Raw genomic sequence first — 26370 nt, forward strand, 5'->3', positions numbered from 1 at the left:
CAGCTGCTCCGCGGCGCTGTCCGTGGTACGGGGTTGGATATCGGCATGACTGTTCTCGATCTGGCCCGGCGGCTGCCGGGTATTGTCGAGCTGCGCGAGCACTGCCGGGCACTGGCGACCCTGGAGGCTGTCATCAGCCCGGACTGGGAGTCCCGCCACTACTCCTTCAACTCCGCCTGGGCACCCGGTCAGCAGATGGCGTCGATGCGCGACGGCAGCGGGAACGAGTGGTCCATCGTCTTCTCCGCCGCAGGCGCGTACGTGCGCGGCTTCGACCACGAGTCACCCATGAGCCCTTACGGAAGTGGCAACGACGAACCCTGGCCAGGTGTCCTCGACTCGGTGCCCGAAGCCTTCCGAGAGTTCGTCGAGGAGCCCGCTTTCTGCGACGAGGACGGAATGCCCGTGGTAACTGCATGCCTGTGGCGTGGGGGCGCCGACGGCTGCTGGCAGACCGGCGAGATCGAGTTCCCCGACGAGGGTACTGACCCGGACGGAGCCGATGCCCTGTTCGAGCTCCTGGCGGACCGCTCACCCGACGCGTACATACGATTCGCCGAGGACTACTACGAGACGTCGCCGGACCCCGCCGCAGTGACGGCGGTGCTCGGCCTCCAGCCGCTCAGCGCCACGCTCGTCGCCTCACTGAACCCGGACGTGACCGTGGATAGTCTCGCCGCAGATCTCGCCGAGATCGGCTACGCCGTCGATGCTCAAGACGCGGCTGGCAGCACGGCCTGACCAGGTAAGACAAAGCACTGACGCAGTTGCAGTTCCATTTGCGTTCAACCCCGTTCAGCACTGTCAGAAACTCAGCGGGCAGGCGACCGCACCGCGGGTCAGGATGCACACGGACGTGCCGGAACCCCGGGACGAAGAGTTGGAAAGCGTGCCCAGGGCAAGCCCTCACGAGTTCGAATCTCGTATCCTCCGCCAGTGCCTCACCGGGCACGACGTCGGTGGCCCCCGCTGCGAGCAGCGGGGGCCACCGACGTTCGTGGTCTGGGCCCATGTGCGGCTCACTCGCTGACCCGGGGCAAGGCGCCTTCCGTCCACTCTTCGACGGCGAGGTGCTGCCGTACCGGGTACCGCACGTGGGGCTACCAGGGCAAGGGCTCGGGGCGGCGGCGCCACCACCAGCCGATGTCGTCCTCGTCGGGGACTTCGAGACCTTTCTGCCTGTCGAGTTCCAGGTACCAGGCGGGGTCAGGCACGGTCATCTTGATGAACCGTCGGTCCAGTGGCTCCATTGCTGCTTCCAGCAACTCCGCTTCCTGCTGCGGAAGCTGCTGCTGCAGGGTCTCCACTTTGTCCCGCATCCTGAGGTTTTCCACGTAGAGGTCCGCCGGGTACCAGCCCGCGGGGGTCCAGCCGTCCGTCATGGTCTGTACGAGTTGTTCCCACGCCTCCAGGCGGGTCACGGTCATCCAGTAGAGGGAGCCGGTTTCGTCGGTTCGGCACGCCCCCAATGCGTCCAGAGACGTGGCGAGCCGGCCGCTCACCGGGGTCGGCTTTCGCTGTTCGCGCACGATCTCGGGGAGTCGGGTGACCTGGGCGTTCGGGAGGTCGGCAACAGGTGCTTCGACGGCATCGACTCTGTAACCGGGCGTCTCGTCGTCCGGGTCGATCAGTCGGGCACGGGTGACCGTACCGTCAGCTGCCGCGACCCAGTACGCGCTCGGGGGAAACGGTTCCGCCGGGTAGAGGACCGAGCGGCCGAGTATCCGCGCGAGCGCAGCCGCCAAATCCCGCTCGCTTGGCTGCGGCTGAACGCTGTCCTGGGCGTAGATGTCCAGGGACGTCCTCACGTCGCCCCGGACGGCGTGCATCCCGCAGAGCACCGGCGCGTCCCAGTTCCGCGCGTTCTGGTCAGCGTTCTCGTCGGCCACGTCGACATCGTGGACAGGGAGCCGGAAGCACTCGGCAAGCGCTTCAGCAACAGCTCTGTCGCTCAGAGGCTCGGTGACGAGCAGGGTGTAGGTCATCAGTACGTCCCATCATAAACTGCCTGGGCTTTCTGGATAGCTTCCGGATTGTTGATGAAGCGCGGATCTTTCACAAATGCCTGCACGGATTCAGCATTTCCTTTGGCTTTGGATATCTGCTGGAGTGCCGCGTACTCGTTCCGGTCGAGTTCGACGATACCTGGACCGCTGACGGGATAAACCCTACCTGTCGGTTCAACCCTGTAGGTGCGTCCGTTGATTTCATAGAGTTGAGGCTTTGGTCGGTAAGTCGCCCGCCCGGCCGCGATGTCGGCGATGTCTTGATTCACTTGCTGCTGGTACCCGCGCAGGACCACGCTGTTTTTCGCCTTGACCTCACCGGACGCCGCACCGGAAACGGTGTGCCGTGAGTTCGGTGGCAGCAGTGATTTTCCTTCCGCTGTCCCTTCGACCGAGTCGACCGTGGGCCAGGGGCCCTTGCCAGGTCCGGCGCCGCCCTCCCCGGTTCGCATCAGCATCCCGAGGTCGTCGAAGGAGGCTGCGGGGCCGCTGGGGAGGGCCAGGCCGGGTTGGAAGTCCGGGAGGTGGAGGCTGTCGAGGAGGCCTTGCAGGCCGCCGTTCTGGGCGACGGTTTTGATCGTGCTGCCGGCCGCGCCGACACCGCCGCCGAAGACGGCCCCGTAGAGCGCTGCGTCGGTCGCCTCGTCGAGGTTGAGGCCGCTGCTTTGGCCGGTGGCCATCGCGATGGGTTGGGTGACGGCGAGGTCGACGGTGATCGATTCGACGCCGGCGATGGCGGCGGTCGCAAGTGTGGTGCCGATGATCGCGGCGACCTCGGTGGAGACGGCCACGCCCAGGGCGGCGGACAGGTCGACGACCTCGGCGGTGGCCGCGGCAGCGGCGGCTTCGGTGAGTCCTGCGGTGAAGAACGCCAGGGCTGTGCCGGCGACGATGGTGCCGCCGACGATCTCCAGCTTGTGCTCCAGTTGCGACACTGCGCTGTGGACGCTGTCGGCGTACTGGTCGAGGGCGGTGGCCAGATCGCGGGCGCCGTCGATCATGTCCTGGAGCCAGCCGCGCCCGCCGTAGTAGTAGCGGCGCCAGAAGGGGTCGTCGAAGGCGGAGATGGCCTGGCCGGTGTTGTTCTCGATCAGGGTGCGGGCGGTGGTGTTCGCGGCGGCCGTGAGGGTCTCGACGTCGTCGGCGAAGGTGCGCCATGCGGTGGCTGCGTCGCGCAGGCCGCCTTCGTCGGCGTCCGGCCACCACATGCCGGTCAGCTTCATGACGATCTTCTTGGCCTCGTCGGCGACGCTCATTGCAGGTCTCCCCCTCCGGTGTGCGGGGGAGGTTCCGGCTTCGGCCCGTTCCTGCTGAACATCGTGCGGATGAGTGCCTCGTTGCCTATGTGGCCGTCCGCCATGTCGGCCATGGCGTCGTGGATGCTGGCCAGGCCGAGGGCCAGGATCTCGGCCGCCATCGTCATGCTGGTGACGTTCGGCACGTACTGGTCCTGGAACTGCTTGCCCTGGTCGTCCCCGCCCCACGGGGAGCCGGCCGCGGCCAGACCGCCCTGGAGCTTGACCAGGGCCGTCGCCAGGTCCGAACTGTGCGTAAGGAATTGCGGTGCGCTCGTCTGCAGGTCAACGAGCTTGATGTCGAGTATCTGGTCGTCGTCGGCGTCGCCCATACGTGATCCACCCCCATGGCTCAGCGATTCCCCCAGAGCACCAGCCGATCAACAGCTGTTGCCTCCTGCCACTTTGGTGGAAGTCGGGCGGATTCCGGACAGGAACCGAGACAAGTGCAAAGGGAATGGCCTGAACAGCGGCATCGCTGGCTTGTGTTCAGCGACGCGCGGTCTGGCGCAGGGCTTGCGGACGGTAATGGCCGTCACGCTTCCGCCCGCCCGTCACCCAGGGCAGAAGCCGACCCGGCGCCCCCACGCCCTCGGTCTCAGTTCTGGCCGCATTCAGCCGCGTCCGGGTCCGTCCGCCACCCGCCTGGGTGCTCGCTCGGCCGCAGGTCAGAACGCTTCTGCTCCCTCGTGTACGGCATCGTGACCCATTGGAAAGCGTGCCCAGGGCAAGCCCTCACGAGTTCGAATCTCGTATCCTCCGCCAGTGCCTCACCGGGCACGACCTCCAAGGGCCCCACCGCTCGCGGTGGCCCTTGGAGGTTCCGCAACCGTAGTTTCAGTTACCCGGATCAGGCCGTTGGGGGCTACCGGTCGGACCGGATCTGGAACAGGTGGCCGACCTTGTTGGCAGTGCCCTTGACCCCTGAACCGCCACAAGCGGAGGGCAACGGCAGGAGGCCGCCTGAGAAGACGCGTGGACGGTTGCGCAATTCCCCACGCTCGTGGTGGCGGAGTTCTCTAGGGCGCTGACTTGGCACGGGTCGCCAGACGGGTGATCACCCAGGGCGGCATGCTCAGGACGTGATCAGGGACGGGTCGCAGGCAGCGGAGACGACGTGGGACAGTGTTGAGAAGAACGGTCCCGGCCAGCTGTCCTCGCGGGCGTGTGCGTCGTTGGTCGCCCAGTCGCTGGCACGCAGCATGACTGCGGTCATTCCTTGGCTGGTTGCGCCGGTCAGCTCATCGCCGCCGCCGTCGCCGACGTAGAGACATTCGCTGGTCGGCGTGCCCAGTTCCCGGGCGATTTTGCGGAACAGCTCCGGATCCGGCTTCCTGCGGCCTTCCTGGCAGGACAGGACGACCGCGTCGACCAGAGGGGCGAGCGGTAGCGTCGGCCAGGTCTCGGCGAGTTCGATCGTGCAGTCGCTGAGAACCCCGATCCGAAAACCGTCGGAGCGAAGCTGCTCCAGAGTGTCGAGCGCCTCGTCGCGGAGGACGAACAGTTCGCGCTGGGAGACGAGCCTGGCCGACGTTGCGGCCGCCAGCGCTTCGCCATCCGGGGTCACTCCGCAGCGCTGGGCCAGCGTGCAGATCGACTGGGGCAGATCGCCCAGTGTTCCCATCGCCCGCTCCGGAAAGGACTCGTCCAGCGCCCGTCGCCACTGCTGCTCCGGAATCCCAAGCGGGGCCGCGCTGCGGGCCGCGTGCTCGTCCCAGACCCCGGCAGGCGTGCTCGGGGTCAGAGTGCCGAAGAAGTCGAAGACCACGGCAGAGAAGGACATGGCCGGGACACTATCGGCCCTGCTGATCCGACGTCTGCGTCATCGATCTTCCCACCGGAGAAGCGAAACCGGTCCGCTCCTCCGCTGCAGGCTGCAGGGGCGGGCGTGTAGACGGCCGGAGCTGACGGCCGGACGGTTGGCGGGGTCAGCGTCGTTGAGAGGCTGATCACTACTGCTGGGCTGCCACCAAAAACACAGATCCTACTGCTGGGCAGCGGTTTCGCACGCATGTCTCTCGAACGGGGAGCGACGCCTGGCCGACCCGCCGGCCAGGCGACTAGGACAGCAAGACAAGGCCCCCGCTGCTCGCAGCCGGCCTCCCAGCAGGGGCGTCCGCCCACGCCCCCCACAAAGGAGAACGATCATGACCGCCGCACGTGCCGAGGACGAGGTGATCGCATGATCACCACCGACCTCGACCTCGACCTCGAGCAGCTTCCTTCGGACACCCTCGTCACCGAGAACGGTCGGATCACACCGATCGGAGAACTGGTCATCGCGAAACTCGCGAAGGACCTGGCCGACACCTGCAGTGAGGCGGACGACCCGCAGGCCGCTCTCCAGGTGATCTTGGAGATTCTTCCCAAGCAAGTGGCGGAGATCGCCAGCCAGTGCACCACTGTCAACCCCAGCCCTCTGCGCAGGGCCCTCACCGGCCTTGTCGGGTCCCAGTGCATGGAGCGACGTCCCGGCCGTGACCCGCTCACCGGTGATCGGCTGGACGGCCAGCGGGACGACCACGACACCTGGCCCGACCGCCTGCTGTGCACCCAGCGGCATGGCCACAACGGCGACCACCGTGACGGCCTGAGCCGGAGCTGGCAACGAGGGGAGGTAGCGGCATGACGATTCTGACCTGGGAGCGCTTCTTCCCCGTGTCGCTCCACTTGCGACAAGGGGATGCTCTGCAAGGGAAGGCCATCAGCCTGCGCCGTGATGACGACTGCTTCACCGTCACCTACGACCCGGAGGGGGCCTCCCTCGGCACGGCAGCCATGCTCGCCCGCGCGCTCCTGGCGTCCGAAGGCATCACCGTTTCCGAGGTAGTCCTCGAAGGGCACGCTCCGGACCTGACGGCCTTGTATCGTGCCGCCTCGAAGCTGCTCCTGGACGTGGAGATCACCAGCGGGCCGAAGTTCACCGAACCCACGGTGAAGGTGCTCAGTCAGGACCCGACCCAGGCGACATACTTCATCCCGGAGGGTTGGAATCTGTCCGACGCCATCTACCGGCTGCCGGCTGCCTTCGCCGACGCTCGGCCGAAGGTGGCCCGGAGCCTGAAGTGCATCGAACAGGCCAAGAAGGACTCCGGCGGGGAGGTCGACCACGCCCTCGATGCGGTGGCTGTTCTGGTGCTGGAGACCGACGACCCGGCCGGCGTCTTCGAGGAAGTGCTGCGACTGTTCCGCGAGATCCCGGCAGAGCCGGAGACGGCAGACACGACCACCTCTGCAGCCTGAGCTTCCATCCAGAACGGTCCAGAACTCAGCCCTGCCTGCCCACCCTGGCCACGTTGAGATGGGAGGAACCAGGAGGGTGTTCCCGAACAGCGCGGAGCCACGAGGAGAGGTCTCGGCAGTTGCAGTTCCAGTTGCGTTCACTGCCGCTCACCACGGCTCGGGCCGCGGCCGTACGACCCTTCCATATCAGGTCAGGATGCCCGCGAACCCTCCTGAACGCCCGGACGATCAGTTGGAAAGCGTGTTGGGGGCAACCCCTCACGAGTTCGAATCTCGTATCCTCCGCCAGCGCCTCACCGAGCCCGACGTTGATGGCCCCGCTGCTCGCAGCGGGGCCATCAACGCGTTGCGGAGTGACGCATCGGCCTGGTGGACGCGGTGCCTTCGGTGCCTCACGGGAGTTCGGGACTCGGAGGAGTGCGATCGCTCTCAGTCCCGCATTCCTGGGCGGCGGCTTGCGGCTCGGGCCGGCGGACTCGCCCTTCGGCGGATCCGGATTGCAGGGTCAGGGCCTGCCGGACCGTACGCCACGTGCGAACCACTCCGGCCACCTCCTCCAGGAGCTTTCGGACCTGGACCAGCAGCAACCGGGCCAGGAGCACGGCAGTGGTCATCCCCACCAGGGCAGCGAGCCAGTACATGCCGTACCTCCTCGCTGCCCGTTGCGGAATGGCTGCGCGTCTTGTCGGCCCTACTCCCTCAGAGCGCGTTTGAGATCGGCTCAGGGAGCTGGTCGTAGGGGTTTGGGGCCGGGGCGGGTGGCGGGTCGTCCGCGGGTGAGGCGGCGGAGTGTCACGTCGGTCATGGCCCAGCGGATCATGGTTTCTGCGTGGGCGGGTTTGCGCTCGTAGTCGCAGGCCAGGCGGCGGCGCATGGTGATCCAGGCGAAGGTCCGCTCGACCGCCCACCGCTTGGGCTGGACCTGGAAGCCGCGCTGTCCGGGCTGTTTGCGGACAATGTCCACCTCGCGGCGCAAGGTGTCGGCTGCCCAGGTGACGAGGCGGCCGGCGAAGCCCTGGTCCGCCCAGAACTTCAGCACGGTGGGGTGGTCCAGGCGGGTCCGCAGCAGCGGTCGTTTCCCGCCGTCGCGGTCCTGGACACTCGCGGCGACGACATGGACGGCCAGGAGCAGGCCGAGGGTGTCGGTGACGATGAACCGTTTGCGGCCCCTGGTCTTCTTGCCCGCATCGAAGCCGCTGGTCGAGGCGGGAACGCTGTCGGCGGCCCTCACCGACTGCGAGTCGATCAGTGCCGCCGTTGGCTCCGGTGCCCGGCCCTCGGCCAGGCGAACCTTCACCCGCAGCGCATCGTGGATCCTCTCCACCGTGCCGTCGTCGTGCCACCAGGTGAAGTACCAGTACACAGTCGGCCACGGCGGGAAGTCGTTGGGCAGGTAACGCCACTGGCAGCCCGTCCGGGCTATGTACAAGATCGCGTCCACGATCTGCCGACGCGGGTGCTTCTCCCGCCGCCCGCCCCTCGAACCCGTACGCGGCGAAGGCAGTAACGGCTCGACCAGGGCCCACTGTTCATCGGTCAGATCGGACGGATAACCCCGCCTCGCACCACTCACACCCAGCCCAACGATCCACCCGAACAGCCGACACGCCAGATCTCAAACGCGCTCTCGGACTCCCGGCTTCGAGGTCAGGAGTCAGCACAGTTAACTGGGCATCTTCTGATCTTGCGGAAAAGGCTCGGCTGGACTCCCGCTCTATGCATCAAGCGATGTATAATCAGCCACATCATTGATATCAAGGGAGGTGTCCATGAGTCGAACGGTGATCGATCTCGATGACGAGCTGCTGGCCGATGTGGCCCAGGCGCTGGGCACGAGCACGAAGAAGGACACGGTCAACACGGCTCTCCGCGAGGTGCTGGACAACCGGCGGCGCGCCCTGGCGCTCACCCGGCTGCGGACGGCGACGGACGAGGGCGGCTTTGACCTGGATCTTTTCGAGGACAAGAGGAACTACCGTCGGTGAGTGCGGCACAGTTCCTGATCGACACCAGCGCCCTCGCCCGCTTCATGCGGAGGGACGCCGGGCAGTACGGCTGGGATCGGGCGGCGGCAGCGGGGCTCATCGCGACCTGCCCGGTGACCGAGCTGGAGTTCTTCTACAGTGCGCGCTCTGCCGAGGACCGGGCGCGTGGCATTGAGGACATGCGCCTGCTCTTCGGCTGGGTGCCCGTGGACGACCGAGCTTACGATCGCGCCTGGCGGGTCCAGGAACTGCTGACCCGCAAAGGGCAGCACCGCAGCGCGGGCCCGGTGGACCTGGTGGTTGCAGCGACGGCGGAGCTCCAAGGGCTGACCCTTCTCCATCGTGACCGGGATTTCGACTGCATCGCCGCCGTCACTGGTCAGCCCCTCCAGTGGTACGGCCCCGATCCTGGGAAAGCCTGACAGCACGAACACTGTCCGCCTCGGAGGTTCCCCAGGGTCGCCGTGCAGTGCGAGACGCGTTTCAGCCTCTGTGCTCACCCGGCCCGACGAGATCTTCAACGCCGTCGCACAGCACCCCGCGGACGGTGGCACCTTCACAGCCGAGTTCCTTGCGCGTGCTGTGTGTGGAGCAGTGGTCTCAGTCCTGGTCTCATTCGGCTGTGTTCGGGGCCGTCCACGGCCACCCTGATTATCGGTTTCGCCCCTGGCCAGTACGTATCTGCTTCCGCGCGTACGGTCTGGTGACCGGTTGGAAAGCGTGTTGGGGGCAACCCCTCACGAGTTCGAATCTCGTATCCTCCGCCAGTGCCTCACCGGGCACGACGTCGAGGGGCCCCACCGTTCGCGGTGGGGCCCCTCGACGTGCGTGGTCTCGCCCTGTGTGGATCTGCACCCCACCGCTGACTGGGGCACAAGCCCGTTGTCCGTCCACCTCTACGACGGCTACGGGCCTCTGCCGTGTCGGGTGGCGCCGTGGGGCTACCAGGGGAGGGGGTCGGGGCGGCGGTCCCACCACCAGCCGGCGTCATCCGTGTCGGGGACGTCCAGCCCGGGCTCCTTGCTGAGTTTCAGGTACCAGGAGGGATCAGGGACGGTCAGCTCGATGAACCGCCGGTCGACCAGGTCCAGCGCGGCCTCCAGCAATTCTGCTTCCTGCGGTTGGAACTGCTGCTGCATGGCCTCCAGCCCGTCCCGTGTCGTGAGGTTTTGCACGTACAAGTCTGCCGGGTACCAGCCCGCGGGATCCCAACGGTCCGCCATTGTCTGCACAAGCTGTTCCCACGCCCCCAAGCGGTCTGCGGCCGTCCGGTACTGGGCGCAGATGCCGTCGGTTCGGCCCGTTCCCAGGGCGTCCAGAGACGTGGCGAACCGGTCGCTGATCGGAGTCGGCTTCCGCTGTTCTCGCACGATTTCGGGAAGTCGGGTGACCTGGGCGTTCGGCAAGTCGGCAACAGGGGCCTCGACGGCATCGACCTTGTAGCCGGCCGTCTCGTCGTCCGGGTCCTCGCCCGGGTCGAGCAGCCGGGCACGGGTGACCGTACCGTCAGCCGCCGCGACACAGGGGGCGCCCGGCAGAAACTCCTCCGCGGGGTAGAGGACCGAGCGACCGAGCACCCGTGCGAGCGCGGCGGCGAGTTCCGGCTCACCCGGCTGCGGCTGAACACTGTCCCTGATGTAGATGTCCAGGGACGTCCGCACATCGCCCCGGAGGGTTTCCGTCCCGCAGATCACTAGCGCGTCCCAGTTCCGCGTGTCCTGGTCGGTGTTCTCGTCAGCCACGTCGACATCGCGCACGGGGACCCCGAAGCACTCGGCCAGTGCTTCGGCGACGACTCTGTTGCTCAGCGGCTCGGTGACGAGCAGGTTGTAGGTCATCAGTATGTCCCATCGTAAACTGCCTGGGCTTTCTGGATAGCTTCCGGGTTGTTGATGAAGCGCGGATCTTTCACAAATGCCTGCACGGATTCAGCATTTCCTTTGGCTTTGGATATTTGCTGGAGTGCCGCGTACTCGTTCCGGTCGAGTTCGACGAGACCTGTACCGCTGCAGGGAAATACTGTACCCGTATCTTTCACCCTGTATGTGCGTCCGTTGATTTCATAGAGGTTGGTCTTAGCGCGGAACTCCGCCCGCCCTGCCGCGATGTCGGCGATGTCCTGATTGACTTGCTGCTCGTACCCGCGCAAGATCACCGTGTTTTCCTTGTCGATATTGCCGGATGCTGCGCCAGAAATGGTGTGTCGTTTGTTCGGTAGCCGCAGTGATTTACCTTTCGCAGGCCCCTTTACCGACTCGGAAACGGGAAAAGGGCCCTTGCCAGGGCCGGTGCCGCCCTGCCCGGTTCGCATCACCATCCCCAGGTCGTCGAGGCCGGCCGACGGGCCGCTGGGGAGGGCCAGGCCCGGTTGGAAGTCCGGCAGGCGGAGGCTGTCGAGGAGGCCCTGGAGGCCGCCGTTCTGGGCAACGGTCCTGATCGTGCTGCCGGCTGCGCCTACGGTGCCGCCGAAGACCGCCCCGAAGAGTGCGGCGTCGGTCGCTTCGTCGAGGTTGAGGCTGCTGCTCTCGCCGGTGGCCATCGCGATGGGTTGCGTGACGGCGAGGTCGACGGTGATGGATTCGACGCCGGCGATGGCGGCGGTGGCCAGTGTGGTGCCGATGATCGCGGCTACCTCGGTGGAGACGGCCACGCCCAGGGCGGCGGACAGGTCCAGGACCTCGGCGGTGGCGGCGGCAGCGGCGGCTTCGGTGAGTCCTGCGGTGAAGAACGCCAGGGCTGTGCCGGCGACGATGGTTCCGCCGACGATCTCCAGCTTGTGCTCCAGTTGTGTCACCGCGCTGTGGACGCTGTCGGCGTACTGGTCGAGGGCGGTGGCCAGGTCGCGGGCGCCGTCGATCATGTCCTGGAGCCAGCCGCGATTACCGTAGTAGTAGCGGCGCCAGAAGGGGTCGTCGAAGGCCGATATGGCCTTGCCGGTGTTGTTCTCGATGAGTGTGCGGGCTGAGGTGTTCGCTGCGGCGGTGAGGGTCTCGACGTCATCGGCGAAGGTCCGCCATGCGGTGGCGGCGTCCCGCAGGCCGCCTTCGTCGGCGTCCGGCCACCACATGCCGGTCAGCTTCATGACGATCTTCTTCGCCTCGTCGGCGACGCTCACTGCAGGTCTCCCCCGCCAGTGTGCGGGGGAGGCTCCGGCTTCGGCCCGTTCCTGCTGAACATCGACCGGACCAGTTGCTCGTTGCCTATGTGACCGTCCGCCATGTCGACCATCGCGTCGTGGATGCTGGCCAGGCCCAGTGCCAGGACCTCGGCCGCCATCGTCATGCTGGTCACGTTCGGCACGTACTGGTCCTCGAACTGCTTGCCCTGGTCGTCCGCGCCCCACGGGGAGCCGGCCGCGGCCAGACCGCCCTGGAGCTTGACCAGGGCCGTCGCCAGGTCCGAACTGTGCGTGAGGAACTGCGGTGCCGTCGCCTGCAGGTCGGTGAGCTTGATGTCGAGTATCTCGCCGTCGCTTGCATCGCCCATACGTCATCCACCCCCATGAATCAACGATTTCCCGCGGCGTCAGCTGATCGACAGCTGGTGCCCCCTGCCACTCTGGTCCAGCGCGCGCGGGCTCCGGACAAGAACCGCGGCAGAAGGAAAAGCATGGCCTGAACACTGCTTTCACTGGCTGGTGTTCACCGACACGCAGCCCGACACAGAGCCCGAGGGTGGTAACAGTCGCCAATTTCCCGCCTGCTCATGGTCAAGGGCAGAAGCCAGTCCGGCGCCCCCGCGTCCTCGGTCTCAGTTCTGGTCTCATCCAGCCGCGTCCAGGGGCGTCCGGAGCTCGCCCAGATGCCTGCTCCGTCGCACGTCAGGACGCCTTTGCCTCTCTGCGTACGGGATCGTGACCCGTTGGAAAGCGTGTTGGGGGCAACCCCTCACGAGTTCGAATCTCGTATCCTCCGCCAGTGCCTCACCGGCGACGTGCGTGGCCTCAAGACCGCCGACACGCTCTGTCACGTCCTGGAGGGATGCCGGCGGTGACGTGCTGGTAGCGAGCCACCATGGCGGTGGACGACCACCCCATGATCTGCATCACCACGCGCTCCGGTGTTCCACCGCTTGACCGTGCGCCGCATGCCTGCTGCGATGGCCTGGCGCGGCTCGTCGGTCTGCGCGGTGGTCCGGGACTGGTCCGGGACCGCTCCGAGTCTCAGGCTGGCGTCTGGGCAGAGGCAAATCCCACCGATGGACTTCGCAGTCCACATCAGTGCGGAGGGGTGCGAGATGGTGGAGTCGCTGGGTGCTGGCCTTCCCCCTGGTGCTGTCGGTGACTGGTGCGTGCGTGCCTTCGAGGGGGCGCCGGTGGTGGCCGGTCGGTTGCTGCCGGGGCCGGGCGAAGCGTTCAGCGTTTTCGCGAGGAGGGCCCTCACCCTGCGGATGGGCGCTCTGGTGCAGCAGGTGCCTCCGTATCGCGCGCTCCGCGCCCTCCAGACGATTGGCCCGGACGGGTGGGCAGATGCTGCCGCGCGACGGTACCGGTCACATGCACGTTTGGTGCCGCCCTTCCGTGACAAGGCCGCCGACATGCTGCCTACCGCCCGCGGCTGGGTCGACATCGCCCCGGGTCGAAGCGCGGTTCACCCGCCTGCCGCCGAACCGGAGTCCGGTCCGGCGGCGAACGTCCTCACCGAGCTCATGGACCGTGTTCGGCGCTATTTCGCGAAATACTCGACCGTCGGAGTAATCGGTGGCGCAGAGACAGAGGCCGGGCTGGCGCGGGTCTGCCTGATGCTGGCCCGCTTGGAGGCCGGCGTGCTGCCGGAGCGGGGTGCCACCGTCGAAGGTACCCATCGGGGCGTTCCAGATGACGAGGTGCGGGAGGTGGTCGGTCTCGTCAGGACGCTGCGCGGTTCTCTGACGGCTCTGCCACTGTTCAAGGCGGCGGGTGCTTCATCGGGCGTCGTCGAGCCTGTGTTCGTGCGCGGGCACGCGGAGGGCGACCTTGTGGTCGGTAGCACATTGCTCGCAGTGTGCCTCGGCGATCACAGCGAGGTGACTCAGCGACTGCGGCACCTCGTCGCGCACGCATGGCTCGATCGTGACGACCTGTATCACATCCGTGAGGTCGCAGTGTACTTGGCGGCCTCCGGCAGCCTCGCCTCCTGGCCAGTGGCGGACCTCGCCGCGCAACTGCTGTGCGGCGGCGACCCGGACACCGCCCGCACCGAGTTCCGCGCGCTGACCGAGCGGGAGATCACCGTTCCCAGGCCGGTGGCGTCGCCGTCTGCTGCTGTCCGGGGCGGATCTCAGGTCACCGTGCCGCGGTCCGGCAGAGCCGTCGCGACACTGAACCGCGCGACTCCGTTGGGAACTGTGTACGGGCCGGAGGCGTGGGACACCGTTGCCCATGCCAGGTGGACGTACTGGGACCTGTGGTTCAGCGTCGTGTGTGTAACGCAATATGGCGGCGACTGGGACGCTCTCGACGCGGGGCTCTACTCGAAATCGCATTTCACCCACGGGTTGTCCGAACCGCTGTGGTGCCACCTGGTCGACCTCAAGAACCGTCTCTCCGCGGCTGGGCTGACGGCCGCCGACCTTGCCGGAGATCTAGCCGGAGACCGAAAGACCATCAAGAAGGCACGGTCGAAAATACTGGAGTGGACCGGGATCCTGGCCAAGCATTTTTCTCCCGCAATGCGCGACGTTCCGAGTGATCGCTTCCACTTTCGCGCGCATTTCGGCAATTGGGCTAAGTATCCGGTCTCGCCACGCCCGTTCTACGGCCGGCTGGCCGCGGCGACCCCGTTCGACCTCGAACTGCCGGGCCAGCGGCTACCGACCTTCGGCAACATCGACCCGCTGTTCCGGGCGCTGGAGGAGTTGGAGGCCGAGCACGCCACGACCCCGCCCACCCTGCTGGCCGTGCGCCGCGCCGGACTCACCGCCAGTTCGCTGGCCCAACACTGCTGCGACCCCTCCTACGGCGACCTTGCCTCCGACGCCTCAGAGGCCGTTGTGCGCTTCTCCCTCACCGACTGGCGCGCCACCGGTATCGATCACGCCGTGTTCTGGCGCGACGCCCTGGAGGTTTTCACGGTGTTCGCCAGCTTCGGCTGTGCGCCCTTTGGGTACGAGGGAGAGGTGATGGCGAACCTCGGTGCGGACCGGGACCGGGCGTTGATCAAACACGTGGTCGACGACCTGCACGCCTCGTATACCGCCGACCGCCTCGAGTGGAATGCGAGGGAGGTCGAACGGCTCTGGGCGTTCGTCTGATACTCGGATCGGACAGGTTCACCGGGTTCCTCGGCCGCTGGGCGGCCCGCTGGCATCGCGTCCGTGTCCGCGCTTCAGCGGAGGCATCCCACCGCGCGCCGAGGCTGCGGTGGGGTCGGCCGCGCGACGAAGTACCAGGTGTGCTGGTCCACCCGATGCCGTGACAGCGCGCGTGGAACCGCACCTGTCGGGCGAGTGCTGAGCGCGATCTGCAGATACATCTCCTCGCAGACCGCCCGTGCCCGCAGCGGGGCGTCGGCCGCGGCGGACACCGCCATGATTTGCCGGTAGGCCGGATAGTCTGTCAGCCTCGCGGCCGGCAGCGTCGCGGGGACGGATCAAGCAGCTCCCGGCAGGGTCTTTGCGGGTGACGCGTAGCTCGCGCGACGGGAAGTTGTGGTCGCGGCATCAGCGCGAGGCTGACAGTGGCTGGCCTCCTTATGGCACAGGGCTTCGACGCTGCTGCCCTGGAGCCGCGTTCCAGACAACGCGCCGCCAGCAAAGGGGCAGCTCGTGGTGGCCCGCCAGTCGCGTACCTGACGGGGTCACACCTCCGCCGTCGCGGCAGTAGCAGTTTCAGTTGCGTTCGCTTCCCTTCGCCGGGCTCCAGAGCATGTCGTAAAGAGAGCTTTGGTACTGGTCAGAATCGTGACGGACTGGCCCGGACTCCCGGACGAACCGTTGGAAGGCGTGTTGGGGGCAACCCCTCACGAGTTCGAATCTCGTATCCTCCGCCAGTGCCTCACCGGGCACGACGTCGTTGGCCCCCGCTGCTCGCAGCGGGGGCCAACAACGTTGAGGGTCGTAGCTTGTGCTGCAGCTGAGCACTCCAGACATTGGCCGGCCAGAGTTCTCGGACCTGATCTCATTCACGTACGTCCGCGGCCGTCCGGGAGCGCCTCGGACGACCGTCAGCCCGGTCCGGGAGCGGCCTGTTCTCCTGCTCCGGATGATGGGGCTGTTGGGGGTTCAGCCTGGGGTCACGGGCGGTGGAAGACGTCGAGCGGGCCGTGTGGTGTCGGCCGGCTGCCGGAGAGTTCGGGGTGCTCGGGAACACGCTCACGCAGGATGCCTATGGTGTCCGGCCATACGGTGATCTGCCCTCCGGTACCGATGAGGACGCCGTCCCAGTCCTCGGCGGCCGTGGCACCGGCCAGGTCGACCACGAACCCCAGGCAACCGGCCGGGTCCCGGTCGGGGAGGCTCGCCAGCATTGCCAGCGTCGGCTCGCGGTCGGGCACGGGGAGGTCGGTGAGGGTCAGGGTGATGCTCTGCGTCGACTCGTCTGTTCGCCGCACGACGCCCGTCAGGGACTGGTCGTATCCCTTCCAGCAGGTGAACTCAACCCGGGAGTAAGCCGCTTCGGCCAGATCGGTGGCCAGGGCTTCGTCGCCTGCGACGAGCGGCAGGGGCTTGCGGGCACCGGTCGGCGCCTCGCGGAACCCGAACAGAGAGTTCGTCAAAGGGTGGACGGCGGACAGTCCGGCCTTCGCCAGGTCACCGAGGAGCCGACGAGCCCTGGTGTCCGTCAGTTTCGGCAGGTACCAGGTGAAGAAGCCGTCAGGTGTGGTGGCCGGGCCGGGCGCGGTGTTCGGGAACTCTGCCAGGAAGATATGCCGGGCGCGTTCGTCGTCCACCAGGGGGACCGTGTAGCTGAGGGCCCGGATGTGGTCGAGGAACTCGGTCGGCAGGGCCGCGTGGTGGCGTCGTACGTAGTGCGCGAGGTCGATGGGCCAGATCCAGGTGCCGTCGGTCAGCAGAGACCCGGAACCCGAGATCCACTCGTCGCCGGTGAGAGCGTCCCGTTCGGCGCCCATCGTGCTGTAGACCTCCAGGGCCGACTCCAGGTAGGCGATGACGCTGTCCTCGTCCCAGGGGCCGGTGTCGCGTACGGCGTCGCGCAGCGACGGTGCGTCATCTGCGGCACCCGGACCGCCGGTCTCCTGGTAGAAGCCCGCTCGTCTGATCATCGTCACTCCCGTGAGCCTGCCGTCACTGCGCCATGGGCAGGTAAATGCGCCAATAGCCATTGTTGCCGATGGTGGGGGTCTGGTTCAGTCCGAGCTGCGCCGACGTGCCCACCTTGCTCGTGGGCGCGGTCACCGGCACCCCGAGCTCGTTGGCGAGGGTCTGCGCGAGGGGCAGCTCCGGAGGTCTCGCGTCGGCGCCGGAGTAGCAGGAGATGAGGCGCACCGGTTCGCCGTGGTAGCCGGGATTGCTCCGGATGGCGTCCGCGATGTGGGTGGGGTTCACCTCGAAGTCCGTCAGGGTCTTTCCGGCCGCATTCACGCGCCCGGGGACGAAGACGCCCTCGTTCGTACCGTGGATGACCACATCGTGCACGCCCGGGACACGGGCGACCCGTTGGAGGTTGTTCAGGGTGCGCTCGTCATAGCCCACCGTCGTACTGTTCTGCCCGAAGTAGACCGGGTCGCCGGAGATCAGGTCGTAGTCGCCCGGTTTGAGCGGTGCCACGGGGATGTTCGAGTCCGGTGACTGAAACAGCTTCCACGTACGGGACTTGCCCATCGCGTCGAGGTCCGCGCTGCTCAGCCGGAGCCCGCCCAGCAGGCTCTGCAGGCCGCCGTTCTCGGCGACGACCTTGAGGGTGCCGCCGCCCGCTCCCAAGCCGCCGCCGAAGACCATCCCGTAGAGCGCGGCGTCGGTCGCTTCGTCGAGGTTGAGGCTGCTGCTCTGGCCGGTGGCGATCGCGATGGGTTGGGTGACGGCGAGGTCGACGGTGATGGATTCGACGCCGGCGATGGCGGCGGTGGCAAGTGTGGTGCCGGCGATGGTGGCGACCTCGGCGGTGACGGTCACGCCCAGGGTGGCGGAGAGGTCCACGATCTCGGCGGTGGCCGCGGCCGCGGCGGCTTCGGTGAGTCCTGCGGTGAAGAAGGCGAGGGCTGTGCCGGCGACGATGGTGCCGCCGACGATCTCCAGCTTGTGTTCCAACTGCTTCACCGCGCTGTGGACGCTGTCGGCGTATTGGTCGAGGGCGGTGGCCAGGTCGCGGGCGCCGTCGATCATGTCCTGGAGCCAGCCGCGATTGCCGTAGTAGTAGCGGCGCCAGAACGGGTCGTCGAAGGCGGAGATGGCCTTGCCGGTGTTGTTCTCGATCAGGGTGCGGGCGGTGGTGTTCGCCGCGGCGGTGAGTGTCTCCACGTCGTCGGCGAAGGTCCGCCATGCGGTGGCGGCGTCGCGCAGGCCGCCTTCGTCGGCGTCCGGCCACCACATGCCGGTCAGTTTCATGACGATCTTCTTGGCTTCGTCGGCGACGCTCACTGCAGGTCTCCGCCGCCGGTGTGCGGGGGAGGCTCCGGTTTCGGCCCGTTCCTGCTGAACATCGACCGGATCAGTTGCTCGTTGCCTATGTGGCCGTCCGCCATGTCGGCCATCGCGTCGTGGATGCTGGCCAGGCCGAGCGCCAGGACCTCGGCCGCCATCGTCATGCTGGTCACGTTCGGCACGTACTGGTCCTGGAACTGCTTGCCCTGGTCGTCCCCGCCCCACGGGGAGCCGGCCGCGGCCAGACCGCCCTGGAGCTTGACCAGGGCCGTCGCCAGGTCCGAACTGTGCGTGAGGAACTGCGGTGCCGTCGCCTGCAGGTCGGTGAGCTTGATGTCGAGTATCTGGTCGTCGCCGGCGTCGCCCATGCGCCATCCACCCCCATGAATCAATGATTCCCCCGGAGCAGCAGCTGATCAACAGCTTTTGCCTACCGCCACTCTGGTCGAGCGCGCATGGCTCCGGGCAAGAACCGCGACAAGCAGGAGAAGCATGGCCCGAACAGTGGCTTCGCTGGCTTGTGTTCAGCGATGTGCCGTCTGGCGCAGGGCTTGAGGACTGTAATGGCCGTCAATTTCCCGGCTACGCGTGTCCAGGGCAGAAGCCGGCTCGGCACCCCTGCGTCCTGGGTCTCAGCTCTGGTCTCATTCAGCCGCGTCCAGGGGCATCCGGAGCCCGCCCAGATGCCTGCTCCGTCGCAGGTCAGAACAACTCCGCTTCCTCCTGTACAGCATCGTGGACAGTTGGAAAGCGTGTTGGGGGCAACCCCTCACGAGTTCGAATCTCGTATCCTCCGCCAGTGCCTCACCGGGCACAACTCGATGGGCCCCTCGTTCGCGAGGGGCCCATCGACGTTTGGGGGTTGCACGGGCGGTGCAGTCGGGTCCGGGCGGGCGATCGTCGGGCCGTTTCCCGGGCGACCTTTCCGTCCGCACGGTACAAACGTGATCGTTTCCCTGCCGCGGCCCATCCTCTTCTTTGACGTTGACGGACTGCTCATTGCCTACGTGGGGACACGGGAGCAGTACCCGGACGGTTGGAACCGTCTGACGAGCCCGAGCCAGCTGGCTTGCAGTGGAAGACCCGCACGCTTCTGGGGTGGGCGGCCGATCGGCTCTTGGTGTGGATTGACGACAAGATCACCGACGCGACCGCACCTGCGCTGAAGCGCACTACCCGCCCCGGGCCCTCCTGCACCGCGTTGAGCAGACTCGCCCCAGGAGAGCAGCCACGATGCGGCAGTACGAACCGTGGAAACGATCGCCGTGCTCTCCGAGGCGGTAGCCAACATGCCCTCGCAGCGGTTGACACAGCATTGCGCGTAGCGATCCTTCAGGGCTAGATCGATACCTTTCCGCGAGAGGCCGAGGAGCTAGCTCTGCCGCAGGCCGAGCGCCCATGCCGAGTCACAATACTCTGGCCCTGTATGTCGTCGTCGTGCCACCAAACATAGTTCACTCGATGGGGCTGGATCCAGCAGAAATCCCCCAAGTGCAGCTGCTGCGCCTCATGATTTTTCGCAGGCTCGATCTGGCGAAGCGAGAGGAAAATCATGCACGATGTCTTCACCCTCATCAGTGAAAGAGTTATGCGTGACTGCGGCGGGGAGCCCATCTGTGCGCATGTCGGCGATGTTCAGGCGTGTGTGATCAAGAACCACTCCTCATATCAGATGTTGCGTGAGAAAATTCGACTTGGCCGATCTAAATCCGTAGCAAGCTTGCGCCTCTGGGAGTCGGTGGGCACATTGGCGCGAGAAAGCGATCAACAGGATCGCGAGAAATGGTTGATGATCCTACTGGATCTTCTGACCCCATACTTTGGGGGATGGTCGAAAGAGTTGGCACGAAAATGGCATTATGAGGTCACTGACATCAGATCCGCGATGGTAGAAGGAGCCCTGGAGGCATGGGCTTCCGCGGCTTGCGGAATGGCTTCCAAGGAACTCCTCGACACCATGATGAATCGTGCGTTCACCAGTGCTCGTGGCCTGGTGGAAGCGGGAAGGTTGGAAACGTGCACGGCACGTGTGACGTATTTGATTGCCGATGCCGCGCATGAGGAAGATTGCACGCTTCGCGCATCGTCGATCGTTGACGCTACCACGGTGCTGGATCCGGATACCGATGAGAGGATTCGCGGCGAGCGTGCAGGAGCTCTATGGCAACGAATGGGTGCCATGGATCACGTCAAAATCTTTCACGAAAAAGTCCGCCGTGGTTGCCGTGACGAGGCAGATGCACCCGCCATCGCCCCTGCGCAGTTGGGGCGCTCTTGGGTGGACGGGATTAATCTTTACTATCGAGTTTCTGATTTCCTGCCGCAATACATCGGTTTCGGCGAGGCGGCCAGTACTATTGGCCTGTCTGAATCGCAAGCATCAAAGATGGCCGGTAAGGGTTCTCTCCCCTTCGGGGTGCTCTGGATTGGTAATAGCCGAGTCGTGTCGGTCAAGTCACTTATGCGTGTCTTGGGAATCCAAGACTCCATCGTGCATCCCGATGATGTGGAGAATGGGGCTTCCCATGTCGGGTGAGAATAGAAAATTGACGGTTGACCATACAGGTGCCTGAATCCCCCCCGGAGGACGGGATCACCGATCCCTTCGGGTGCGAAGGCGCGATCTCGTGAGGAAGGTGAGCGGGTGCAGCCGCGACGGCATCCGGACGAAGATGGTGCTGACCGATGTTGGTCCGGTCGGGTTGAACGCGCCCCGGGGTTGGAGGGGCAGCTTCGAGCCGACGGACTCCGCACCGTCTCCCGGCGATGAGGGCTACGGCCGCCCCCTCCGGGATCGCTGCGATCAGCGACCGTCTCGCGGACTTGCTCACCACTGGTGGGTCTCCCACCACGGCGACGTCGCGTACGCCGAGGCTCTCGCCTACGGGCCGGCGTCGAGATGGCGCGTCAAGCAGCCCGACGAGCATGGTCGGCGTCATTCACCGAGTCGCAAAAGAGAGCGTCGCGCTACGGCCTGCTTGACTTCGGAACATATTCCGAAGTAAGCTCGGCTCATGTCCACTCTGACCGTTTCGTTCTCCGACCTGTCGAAGAACTCCAAGCGGGTTGCCGACACTGTCGAGCGTGCCCAGCGCGTTCACGTGACGCGTCGGGACGGCGAGGACCTGTACCTCACCACCGAGCGCCATGACCGTCAGCGCGAGGAGACCGCCGACGTCACTGCGCGGCTGTTCGCGGCCTTGATCAGCAGTGACGAAGGCGCGCGCGCGATTCTGCTGGCCCTGCCCGAGGTCTTCCCGTGGACCCGGCACCTTTCGACGGAGGAGGTCCGCGAGTTCGTCGTCGACCTGGTGAACGCGACCCATGACGCCGCGGAACTGGACGTGCACACCAACCTGCACCGGGTCATCGTCGAATGGCGTGCCACCGCCAGGATTCTCGCGGACCCTGAACTTACGGCGCGGCTGACCGCTCCGCTTCCGGACGAGGACCACGGCGAGGTACCTGCTCCATGAGCCCCAAGCGCGGCGACGACGTTCCGCCACCGCCGGTCAGCAGCGAATGGCGCCTCCGATTCGCCACGAACGATGCAGCCAAAGGCTGGGGCGACCTGTGTACCGAGGCTCCGGGCAACACCCGGCGCTGCTATGAGGCGCTGCGCGCCGACCCGGCTTCCATAAAGGACCCCGACCGCCAGCACAGACTCCGCGGACGACTGGGCACTGCCACCCTCGGTGGCACGGAATACCCGCAGTGGGAGTACGAGGTCACCGCCGGCGGCCGCGTCCGCTATCTCATCGACCAAGCACGCCGGACCGTGCATCTCGTCTACGCCTCCACCCGGCACCCCAAGGACACCGACAGCTGAATCCGTCGATCCGCACGCGAGCGAACGGGTTTCACCTCGATGCGCGATGCCCGGCGCGCGCTCAACGGGCCATCTCCTGGGCGGGCGGTGCGCTTCGGTCACTGCCCGGAAGGAATCTGCGAAGTCCGGTCTCAGTTCTGGTCTCATTCGAGCCCGTTCATCGGCGTCCGTTTGCTCTTCGCCCGACCACTCTATTGCAGGTCAGGACGCCCCCGCCTCTCCGGGGATACCAAGGCGACCCGTTGGAAGGCGTGTTGGGGGCAACCCCTCACGAGTTCGAATCTCGTATCCTCCGCCAGTGCCTCACCGGGCACGACGTCGGTGGCCCCCGCTGCCCGCAGCGGGGGCCACCGACGTCGCATAGGTGCCCTGGTGGCGCTGGGCGGCTCCGGGTGGCCGGGTCAGGCGTCGTCGCCGAGTAGAACCATGCGAGCGCCGCTTCCTAGCGGAGCCCAGGCGTTGCTTGCGCCGGACCGCCTCGGCGGCCACGAGCCGGCGGCGGTCCCGCGTTCGTGCTTGCCAGGGCGCGCAGGACGTGGGCGATGAGGGTGTCGAGGTAGTCGGGGTCCGGCATGCCGAGGTGGAGGGCCATGCGGTGGTAGAGCGGGCCGTACAGCAGGTCCAGTGCCACGTCGAGGTCTGCGTCCACCGGGAGTTCGCCTGCGTCCTGGGCGCGGCGGATGCGTTGTTTGAACGTGGCGATGCGCGGCCGGATGAGGCGTTCGCGGAGGTCGTTGGCGAGGTCGGGGTCGTGCAGTGCCTCGGCGATCAGTCCGGTGGCGGGTGAGGTGAACGGCGGGGTGAGGATGCTGATGACCTCGGCCAGCAGGACGTGCAGGTCGGCGGCCAGGTCGCCGCTGTCCGGCGGGTCGGCTGCGACGGTCGCGGTCTGGTCGAGGAGGTCCAGGACGATGGCGCCTCTGGACGGCCACCACCGGTAGATGGTCATCTTGCCCACTCCGGCACGGGTGGCGATGGCCTCGATGGTCAGCCGCCCGTAGCCGTTCTCCCGGCAGAGTTCCTCGGTGGCGGCGAGGATCGCCCGGCGGCTGCGCTCGCTGCGGCGCGCCGCGTCCGGCTTCTTGGGCATGCAGTCAGCATAGACGAACGAGACGGAACGTCTCGTCTTGACGCGACGTCGACTCCTCGGCCATGCTCTGGCGAGACGAAACGTATCGTCTCATCCGTGCATCGAGCCGGACCAAGGAGGACGGCGTGACCGCCGGAGCAGCCGCTCTCGACCAGGTCACACCAGCAGCCCTCCGTTCACCCGCATGTGGCTGCGATCTTCGGTCAGGGTCCACGTCCTTGGAGGTTTCGTGCCCGTCGGCTATCTGATCACCGTGGCGCTCATCGCCTGGTGCACCTTCTTCGCCGTTGTCTCCCCGCGTCGGCCCGGCCCGGTGGCGAGCATGAGCTTCGTCTTCGGTCTGCTCCCCAACGAGTTGCCGTTCGTGGCCATATACGCCCTGGTGGCCTCCACCGCACTCGCCGCGGCCCAGGGTGACCTGGGGTCGGCGGGCGCCCGGGCGGTGGTCGGGGTGGCCGCCGCCACCGTCGTCGGGCTGGCCGTCGCCGCCTGGCGCGGCGTGCGGTCGGACCGGGCCGTCGGGCAGGCCCTCCGGGAAGGGCTGGGGGCCGGCTGGCGGAATCACGTGCAGGCGCCGCCGCGCCGCCACCGGGCCTGGGCCCGCATCCTGCTGCTGCCGCCACCGGGCCTCCTGCGACCGCGCGGCGTGGAGCGGATCGCCAACATCCGCTACGGGGACGCCGGGCGCCGCAATCTGCTCGACCTCTACCGCCGCCGCCGCGACGCGCCGGACGACGCTCCGGTCCTGATCTACTTCCACGGCGGCCACTACTCCAGCGGCGCGAAGAGCCGCGAGGGGCGTCCCCTGCTGCACCGGCTGGCCGGACAGGGATGGGTGTGCATCAGCGCCAACTACCGGCTGCGGCCCCAGACCACCTTCCCCGGCCACCAGATCGACGCCAAGAAGGTCATCGCCTGGGTCCGCGAGTACGGCTCCGGGTACGGCGCCGATCCGTCGAGGGTGTTCGTGGCGGGCGGCTCGGCCGGCGCCAACATGGCGGCTCATTGCGCGCTCACCCCGAACGACCCGGCGTTCCAGCCCGGCTTCGAGGACGCCGACACCTCGGTGACCGCCGCGATCTGCTTCTACGGCTACTACGGCCACTTCTTCGGCGAGCAGCCCGACGAGACGCCGCCGCAGGAACAGCCCTACCGGTACCTCAATGCCGGCGCGCCGCCGTTCCTGATCGTCCACGGCACCCGGGACCCGCTGGGCACCGTCGAGGGCGCCCGGAGCTTCGTCGGCCGGCTGCGCGACGTATCGCACAACGCCGTGGTCATCGCCGAACTGCCCGGCGGACAGCACGTGATGGACCTCTACCACTCGCCGCGCTCCGAGGCGATCGTGGACGGCGCCGAAGCCTTCGCCGGCTGGGTCCTGTCCTCGCCCAGGTCGCCGGGCCCCACCCCGCACACCGCCACCGCCGATGCCGCCACCGCGACCGGCCCGCACGCTCGGAAGCCGGACTCGCCGGCCGGCTCCTCCTGAAAGGCGCACCACCCATGTATGCAGTCAGGCTCCACGAGTACGGGCCCCCCGAGAACCTCCGGTACGAGCAGATCACCCCACCGGCCCCCGGCGAGGGGCAGGTCCGCATAGACGTCCGGGCCAGCGGCGTCCACGTCATAGAGACGAGGCTGCGGTCGGGCCGCGGAATCGGACCTCATCCCGCCCCCGCGCTGCCCGTCGTGCTGGGCGGCGAGGTCGCCGGCATCGTGGGCGCGCTGGGCCCGGGCGTAGACGAGAGCTGGCTGGGCCGCCCGGTGGTCGGCACCCTTGATGCCCACGGCGGCTACGCCGAGCAGGCGGTGGCCGCAGTCGAGGCTCTGCACCGCATCCCCGATCGGATGGCAGCGGACACCGCGGTGGCGATGATCACCACCGGCTCGACCGCGCTCGGACTTCTCGACGTCGCCGAGGCCGAGCCCGGGGACGTCGCGCTGGTCACGTCGGCGGCCGGCGGCGTCGGAGCCCTGCTCATCCAGGCGCTGCACCGCCAGGGCGTCACCGTCGTCGGCGTGGCCGGCGGCCCGGAGAAGGCGCGGCAGGCCACGTCACTTGGTGCCGACATCGCCGCCGACTACCGTGACCCGGACTGGCCGCACGCGGTCCGCGATGCCCTCAGCGACAAAGAGATCGGCATCGTGTTCGACGGCGTCGGAGGGACCACCGGCCGCCAGGCGTTCGACCTTCTCGGCTCCGGGGGGAAGTTCCTCCTGCACGGCTGGTCATCGGGCACGGCCACCCAGCTCACCACCGACGACGTCATCGGGCACGCGAGCACCGTGATCTGGGCGATCGGCCCCCAGTTGCTGCGACGCGCCGGCACCATGAAGGAACTGCAGGCCCGCGCGATCCAGGCAGCCGCCGACGGCGGACTCGAACCACTGGTCAAGCGCTACCCGCTCGATCGTGCCGCTGACGCCCACGCCGATCTGGAGGGCCGCCGCGCGGTGGGCAAGATCGTCCTCGTCCCCGCCGCAACAGCCGCCGACTCCCCGGCCGACGCGCAGGCCGGCAGCCGCCCCGGTCGCTAGAACGAGCACTGTTGGAGACGCTGCGCGCGCTGCCCCGGGCGACGGCACGCGCCGAGCCCATCCGGCGCGATCGCGGTGACGGCCGCCGAACGACCCGCACCGTGCGCGCGTTGACCGTCATCGACTGGGCCTGGACTTCGCGCACTTGGCTGAGGCCACGCGGGTGCACCGAAGCCGGCGGGAAGGTCACCCGCGAAACCGGCTACGTGATCTCGAACCCGACATCCCGACAGGCCCCTGGATCGCCGTTCGGCAGTTGCAGTCCCAGTTGCGTTCACCAGCGTTCAGCACGGCCCGGCCCACGGCCGTACGACCCTTCCGCCGCAGGTCAGGATGCCCACGAACCTGCCTGAACCTCCGGACGAACGGTTGGAAAGCGTGTTGGGGGCAACCCCTCACGAGTTCGAATCTCGTATCCTCCGCCAGTGCCTCACCGGGCACGGCGCCGAAGGGCCCGCACCTGCTGGTTGGGTTCCAGCGGTCGGGGCCCTCGTCGTTGTGCAGTTTCAGTTGCAGTTGGTAGCTCTGGGCCTGCGACTTCGGGCCTCGCACTCACAAGCCAGCGCCGCGTCTGGAGAGGATGGCGCGGACGCGAGTCAGCTGGTCCGGCCACGTCCTTCCGCGCACACCGTCTGGAGCCCACCGGCACCGCCTGCTCTCCCCAACGCCGAGACTGCCCGAGCCGATGAACACCGTCCTCGCCGACGCCGCAGCCCCCGCCTCACCCTCAACCCGGTCGAGCGGCGCCTTGGCCTCGCGCACGCCACGTTCTACCGGTGCTACAGCTACCTGATCACCGGCCACTTCCAGCGCCGCGCCCCCAGTAGCAGCCGTGGACGACGAGCGCCTGGCGGACGCCGACGAG

At 67.3% G+C, this 26370-nt stretch carries 23 protein-coding genes; 11 read left to right on the forward strand and 12 right to left on the reverse strand.

Annotated elements, in window-relative coordinates; translation table 11 throughout:
* The first annotated feature begins 45 nt into the window (after positions 1-45).
* A complete protein-coding gene (locus tag OHA86_RS20405) occupies positions 46-741 on the forward strand; it encodes a hypothetical protein (RefSeq protein ID WP_329177331.1) in 696 nt (231 codons plus the stop codon).
* 359 nt (positions 742-1100) lie between these two features.
* Here the strand turns inward: OHA86_RS20405 and OHA86_RS20410 are convergent, their stop codons facing one another.
* The 4 genes from OHA86_RS20410 to OHA86_RS20425 all read right to left on the reverse strand — a co-directional run bounded on the left by OHA86_RS20410 (position 1101) and on the right by OHA86_RS20425 (position 5084).
* Positions 1101-1985, reverse strand: a complete 885-nt coding sequence (locus tag OHA86_RS20410; protein WP_329177333.1) for a hypothetical protein — start codon at positions 1983-1985, stop codon at positions 1101-1103.
* Complete coding sequence (locus OHA86_RS20415; protein WP_329177335.1) at positions 1985-3262, reverse strand: WXG100-like domain-containing protein; 1278 nt, start codon at positions 3260-3262, stop codon at positions 1985-1987. The genes OHA86_RS20410 and OHA86_RS20415 overlap by 1 nt, the downstream gene beginning before the upstream one ends.
* A complete protein-coding gene (locus OHA86_RS20420; RefSeq protein WP_329177337.1) occupies positions 3259-3633 on the reverse strand; it encodes a hypothetical protein in 375 nt (124 codons plus the stop codon). Before OHA86_RS20420 ends, OHA86_RS20415 begins: the two co-directional genes overlap by 4 nt.
* 743 nt (positions 3634-4376) lie before the next feature.
* Entirely contained in the window at positions 4377-5084 is a 708-nt protein-coding gene (locus OHA86_RS20425; protein ID WP_329177338.1) for an HAD family hydrolase, read from the reverse strand.
* Positions 5085-5483: 399 nt separating this feature from the next.
* On the opposite strand from OHA86_RS20425, the gene OHA86_RS20430 reads away from it, so the two are divergent.
* Entirely contained in the window at positions 5484-5930 is a 447-nt protein-coding gene (locus tag OHA86_RS20430) for a hypothetical protein (protein WP_329177340.1), read from the forward strand.
* Positions 5927-6544, forward strand: a complete 618-nt coding sequence (locus OHA86_RS20435; RefSeq protein ID WP_329177342.1) for a hypothetical protein — start codon at positions 5927-5929, stop codon at positions 6542-6544. The genes OHA86_RS20430 and OHA86_RS20435 overlap by 4 nt, the downstream gene beginning before the upstream one ends.
* Before the next feature lie 721 nt (positions 6545-7265).
* On the opposite strand, the gene OHA86_RS20440 is transcribed toward OHA86_RS20435, so the two are convergent.
* Entirely contained in the window at positions 7266-8117 is an 852-nt protein-coding gene (locus OHA86_RS20440) for an IS5 family transposase (protein WP_443071785.1), read from the reverse strand.
* 196 nt (positions 8118-8313) lie between these two features.
* Between OHA86_RS20440 and OHA86_RS20445 the strand changes: the two genes are divergently transcribed.
* Together OHA86_RS20445 and OHA86_RS20450 are read left to right on the forward strand one after the other, a co-directional pair.
* Entirely contained in the window at positions 8314-8529 is a 216-nt protein-coding gene (locus OHA86_RS20445; protein WP_327290167.1) for a type II toxin-antitoxin system VapB family antitoxin, read from the forward strand.
* Positions 8526-8951, forward strand: coding sequence for a PIN domain nuclease (locus OHA86_RS20450; RefSeq protein ID WP_329177345.1), 426 nt, complete (start codon positions 8526-8528; stop codon positions 8949-8951). The genes OHA86_RS20445 and OHA86_RS20450 overlap by 4 nt, the downstream gene beginning before the upstream one ends.
* 519 nt (positions 8952-9470) lie before the next feature.
* Here the strand turns inward: OHA86_RS20450 and OHA86_RS20455 are convergent.
* Genes OHA86_RS20455 through OHA86_RS20465 form a run of 3 tightly spaced genes read right to left on the reverse strand, consistent with a single transcriptional unit; the run spans position 9471 to position 12015 of the window.
* Positions 9471-10367 (reverse strand): hypothetical protein, encoded by an 897-nt coding sequence (locus OHA86_RS20455; protein ID WP_329177347.1) that lies wholly within the window; start codon positions 10365-10367, stop codon positions 9471-9473.
* On the reverse strand, positions 10367-11644 hold the full coding sequence (locus OHA86_RS20460; RefSeq protein WP_329177349.1) for a WXG100-like domain-containing protein: 1278 nt from the start codon (positions 11642-11644) through the stop codon (positions 10367-10369). Before OHA86_RS20460 ends, OHA86_RS20455 begins: the two co-directional genes overlap by 1 nt.
* Complete coding sequence (locus OHA86_RS20465) at positions 11641-12015, reverse strand: hypothetical protein (protein ID WP_329177351.1); 375 nt, start codon at positions 12013-12015, stop codon at positions 11641-11643. Before OHA86_RS20465 ends, OHA86_RS20460 begins: the two co-directional genes overlap by 4 nt.
* Positions 12016-12726: 711 nt before the next feature.
* Between OHA86_RS20465 and OHA86_RS20475 the strand changes: the two genes are divergently transcribed.
* A complete protein-coding gene (locus tag OHA86_RS20475) occupies positions 12727-14760 on the forward strand; it encodes a hypothetical protein (protein ID WP_329182694.1) in 2034 nt (677 codons plus the stop codon).
* A 980-nt stretch (positions 14761-15740) separates the two neighbouring features.
* On the opposite strand, the gene OHA86_RS20480 is transcribed toward OHA86_RS20475, so the two are convergent.
* The 3 genes from OHA86_RS20480 to OHA86_RS20490 are packed head-to-tail and all read right to left on the reverse strand — an operon-like array spanning position 15741 to position 18416.
* Positions 15741-16730, reverse strand: coding sequence for a hypothetical protein (locus tag OHA86_RS20480; protein ID WP_329177353.1), 990 nt, complete (start codon positions 16728-16730; stop codon positions 15741-15743).
* A 22-nt stretch (positions 16731-16752) separates the two neighbouring features.
* Positions 16753-18045, reverse strand: a complete 1293-nt coding sequence (locus OHA86_RS20485) for a WXG100-like domain-containing protein (protein WP_329177354.1) — start codon at positions 18043-18045, stop codon at positions 16753-16755.
* Positions 18042-18416 (reverse strand): WXG100 family type VII secretion target, encoded by a 375-nt coding sequence (locus OHA86_RS20490; RefSeq protein ID WP_329177356.1) that lies wholly within the window; start codon positions 18414-18416, stop codon positions 18042-18044. The genes OHA86_RS20485 and OHA86_RS20490 overlap by 4 nt, the downstream gene beginning before the upstream one ends.
* A gap of 1184 nt (positions 18417-19600) precedes the next feature.
* Here OHA86_RS20490 and OHA86_RS20495 point away from each other — a divergent pair.
* The 3 genes from OHA86_RS20495 to OHA86_RS20505 all read left to right on the forward strand — a co-directional run bounded on the left by OHA86_RS20495 (position 19601) and on the right by OHA86_RS20505 (position 21877).
* Positions 19601-20584, forward strand: coding sequence for a hypothetical protein (locus OHA86_RS20495; protein ID WP_329177357.1), 984 nt, complete (start codon positions 19601-19603; stop codon positions 20582-20584).
* 478 nt (positions 20585-21062) lie between these two features.
* A complete protein-coding gene (locus tag OHA86_RS20500) occupies positions 21063-21524 on the forward strand; it encodes a prevent-host-death family protein (protein WP_329177359.1) in 462 nt (153 codons plus the stop codon).
* The gene (locus tag OHA86_RS20505) at positions 21521-21877 is read left to right on the forward strand and encodes a hypothetical protein (RefSeq protein WP_329177360.1); all 357 of its coding nucleotides are present in this window, start codon (positions 21521-21523) and stop codon (positions 21875-21877) included. Before OHA86_RS20500 ends, OHA86_RS20505 begins: the two co-directional genes overlap by 4 nt.
* Before the next feature lie 442 nt (positions 21878-22319).
* Here OHA86_RS20505 and OHA86_RS20510 read toward each other — a convergent pair whose 3' ends face one another.
* Positions 22320-22967: a TetR/AcrR family transcriptional regulator gene (locus OHA86_RS20510; protein WP_329177362.1), complete on the reverse strand. Its 648-nt coding sequence runs from the start codon at positions 22965-22967 to the stop codon at positions 22320-22322.
* Positions 22968-23196: 229 nt separating this feature from the next.
* Between OHA86_RS20510 and OHA86_RS20515 the strand changes: the two genes are divergently transcribed.
* Both OHA86_RS20515 and OHA86_RS20520 read left to right on the forward strand, forming a co-directional pair.
* Positions 23197-24456, forward strand: coding sequence for an alpha/beta hydrolase (locus OHA86_RS20515; RefSeq protein WP_329177363.1), 1260 nt, complete (start codon positions 23197-23199; stop codon positions 24454-24456).
* Between the two features lie 14 nt (positions 24457-24470).
* Entirely contained in the window at positions 24471-25505 is a 1035-nt protein-coding gene (locus OHA86_RS20520) for a zinc-binding dehydrogenase (protein ID WP_329177365.1), read from the forward strand.
* Positions 25506-26370 lie beyond the last annotated feature (865 nt).

It is taken from the genome of Streptomyces sp. NBC_01477, from assembly GCF_036227245.1.
In the GTDB taxonomy this organism is placed as follows: Bacteria; Actinomycetota; Actinomycetes; order Streptomycetales; family Streptomycetaceae; genus Actinacidiphila.